This is a genomic window from Pedobacter sp. UYP1 (genome assembly GCF_040547305.1).
Lineage (GTDB): Bacteria > Bacteroidota > Bacteroidia > Sphingobacteriales > Sphingobacteriaceae > Pedobacter.
Genome location: NZ_JBEPPL010000047.1, coordinates 1 through 1,766 on the forward strand (window position 1 = coordinate 1; position 1,766 = coordinate 1,766).

The 1,766-nt window shown below is 48.4% G+C and carries 1 rRNA gene; it reads left to right on the forward strand.

Going from position 1 to position 1,766, the window contains the following annotated elements:
• The first annotated feature begins 205 nt into the window (after window positions 1–205).
• Window positions 206–1,727: ribosomal RNA gene (locus tag ABIB30_RS27210) — 16S ribosomal RNA — on the forward strand.
• Window positions 1,728–1,766: the final 39 nt, after the last annotated feature.

Sequence of the window (1,766 nt, forward strand, 5' to 3'; positions counted from 1 at the left end):
CATTGCAACATATAAAAGGCAACCGTGAGGTAATGCCGAGAAGTTCATTAAAGAGATGTCATTTACAAACGTAGCGAGGTAAACACGTACAAGTTCAAAGTACATGAGCCGCGCGAGTTTTTTAAGTCTATTCTGACAGACAAATAAGAATAAGACTATTATTAATACAAGTTAAGAATGGTCAGTGTTCAAACAACAACATTTTACAATGGAGAGTTTGATCCTGGCTCAGGATGAACGCTAGCGGCAGGCCTAATACATGCAAGTCGAACGATACTCTTTAGCTTGCTAGAGAGGAAAGTGGCGCACGGGTGCGTAACGCGTATGCAACCTACCTTAATCAGGGGGATAGCCCGAAGAAATTCGGATTAACACCGCATAAAATCACAGTACAGCATTGTACAATGATCAAATATTTATAGGATTAAGATGGGCATGCGTGACATTAGTTAGTTGGCGGGGTAACGGCCCACCAAGACCACGATGTCTAGGGGATCTGAGAGGATGACCCCCCACACTGGTACTGAGACACGGACCAGACTCCTACGGGAGGCAGCAGTAAGGAATATTGGTCAATGGAGGCAACTCTGAACCAGCCATGCCGCGTGCAGGAAGACAGCCCTCTGGGTCGTAAACTGCTTTTATTCGGGAATAAACCTATCTACGTGTAGATAGCTGAATGTACCGAAGGAATAAGGATCGGCTAACTCCGTGCCAGCAGCCGCGGTAATACGGAGGATCCAAGCGTTATCCGGATTTATTGGGTTTAAAGGGTGCGTAGGCGGCTTTTTAAGTCAGGGGTGAAAGACGGTGGCTCAACCATCGCAGTGCCCTTGATACTGAAGAGCTTGAATGAACTAGAGGTAGGCGGAATGTGACAAGTAGCGGTGAAATGCATAGATATGTCACAGAACACCGATTGCGAAGGCAGCTTACTATGGTTATATTGACGCTGAGGCACGAAAGCGTGGGGATCAAACAGGATTAGATACCCTGGTAGTCCACGCCCTAAACGATGAATACTCGCTGTTAGCGATACACAGTTAGCGGCTAAGCGAAAGCGTTAAGTATTCCACCTGGGGAGTACGGTCGCAAGATTGAAACTCAAAGGAATTGACGGGGGCCCGCACAAGCGGAGGAGCATGTGGTTTAATTCGATGATACGCGAGGAACCTTACCCGGGCTTGAAAGTTAGTGAATCATTTAGAGATAGATGAGTCCGCAAGGACACGAAACTAGGTGCTGCATGGCTGTCGTCAGCTCGTGCCGTGAGGTGTTGGGTTAAGTCCCGCAACGAGCGCAACCCCTATGTTTAGTTGCCAGCACGTAATGGTGGGGACTCTAAACAGACTGCCTGTGCAAACAGAGAGGAAGGAGGGGACGACGTCAAGTCATCATGGCCCTTACGTCCGGGGCTACACACGTGCTACAATGGATGGTACAGAGGGCAGCAAGCTGGTAACAGCAAGCAAATCTCCAAAAGCCATTCACAGTTCGGATAGAGGTCTGCAACTCGACCTCTTGAAGTTGGATTCGCTAGTAATCGTATATCAGCAATGATACGGTGAATACGTTCCCGGGCCTTGTACACACCGCCCGTCAAGCCATGGAAGTTGGGGGTACCTAAAGTATGTAACCGCAAGGAGCGTCCTAGGGTAAAACCGATAACTGGGGCTAAGTCGTAACAAGGTAGCCGTACCGGAAGGTGCGGCTGGAATACCTCCTTTCTGGAGCAAGATAGATTACTCGCTGCGTAAATGATATAC